Raw genomic sequence first — 1,616 nt, 5'->3', positions numbered from 1 at the left:
CTCCGTGGCTGGGGTGTTCACCGTTTCACCTCGGGATTCTCCTACCGATGTGACGCACGTCTCCGTTAGCGTCTGGCCTCAGATTCGTTCCGCCCCGAACCACAGCCGACCACACAGGAGTTCCAGATGACCCGCACGATCACGCATTTCGTCGACGGTGCCGCGAAGCCGGGCACCAGCGGCCGCACGGCCCCCGTCATGAACCCGTCCACCGGCCAGGTCCAGGCCACCGTCGAGCTCGCGTCGACCGATGAGGTCAACGAGGTCATCGCCAACGCCGAGAAGGCGCAGGTGGGTTGGGCGAAGACCAACCCGCAAAAGCGCATCCGCGTGATCATGAAGTGGATCTCGCTGATCAACGACAACATCGACGAGCTGGCTCGCACCCTGTCGCTGGAGCACGGCAAGACGTTCGAGGACGCCAAGGGCGACATCGCCCGCGGCACCGACGTCCTGGAGTTCTCGGTCGGCGCGCCGCACTTCCTCAAGGGCGAGTTCTCCAACTCGGTGGGCACGGGCATCGACGTGTTCTCCATGCGCCAGCCGCTGGGCGTCGTCGCCGGCATCACCCCGTTCAACTTCCCGGCCATGATCCCGCTGTGGAAGGCCGGCCCGGCGCTGGCCGCGGGCAACGCCTTCGTGCTCAAGCCCTCCGAGCGTGACCCCTCCGTCCCGGTCCGACTGGCGGAGCTGTTCATCGAGGCCGGCGGCCCGGCCGGCGTGTTCAACGTCGTCCACGGCGACAAGGAGTCCGTCGACGCGATCCTCGATTCCGAGGTCATCCAGGCCGTCGGCTTCGTCGGTTCGACGCCGATCGCGCAGTACATCTACGAGCGTTGCGCCGCGACCGGCAAGCGCGCCCAGTGCTTCGGCGGCGCGAAGAACCACATGATCATCCTCCCCGACGCCGATCTCGATGCCGCCGTCGATGCCCTGGTGGGCGCCGCGTACGGTTCCGCCGGCGAGCGTTGCATGGCCATCTCCGTCGCCGTGCCTGTGGGCAAGGAGACCGCCGATGCGCTGCGCGCCAAGCTCGAGGAGCGCATCCCCGATCTGAAGGTCGGCCACAGCCTCGACCCGAAGGCGTCGTACGGCCCGGTCGTCGCCGAGTCCGCGCTGGAGCGCATCAGCCAGCTCATCGACGAGGGCGAGGCCGCCGGCGCCGAGCTGGTCGTCGACGGCCGCGGCAAGGGCGCCACCGACGCCGAGTTCGAGGGCGAGTCGCTCGCCGACGGCTACTTCATCCAGCCGACCCTGTTCGACAACGTCACCACCGACATGTCGATCTACACCCAGGAGATCTTCGGCCCCGTCCTGTGCATCGTCCGCGCCAACGACTTCGAGGAGGCCTTCCGCCTTCCCGACGAGCACGTCTACGGCAACGGCGTCGCCATCTTCACCCGCAACGGCCGCGCGGCCCGCGAGTTCGCCGACCGCATCCGCGTGGGCATGATCGGCGTCAACGTCCCGATCCCGGTGCCGATCGCGTACCACACCTTCGGCGGCTGGAAGGCCTCCGGTTTCGGCGACCTGAACCAGCACGGCCCGGACTCGTTCCGCTTCTACACGCGCACGAAGACGGTCACCCAGCGCTGGCCCGACGGCGTCGCCACCGG

General features: G+C 68.3%; 1 protein-coding gene. It reads left to right on the top strand.

Translation table 11 applies throughout. The features are described 5' to 3' along the window. Positions 1 to 126: 126 nt before the first annotated feature. A partial coding sequence (locus tag GX015_RS09725; RefSeq protein ID WP_291344733.1) for a CoA-acylating methylmalonate-semialdehyde dehydrogenase occupies positions 127 to 1,616 on the top strand: 1,490 nt, incomplete at its 3' end.

Origin of the sequence: Corynebacterium sp., assembly GCF_012837295.1 — a bacterium.
GTDB lineage: Bacteria > Actinomycetota > Actinomycetes > Mycobacteriales > Mycobacteriaceae > Corynebacterium.
Note: the sequence above shows the minus strand (reverse complement) of the source record. Positions and strands in the feature narration are given on the sequence as shown.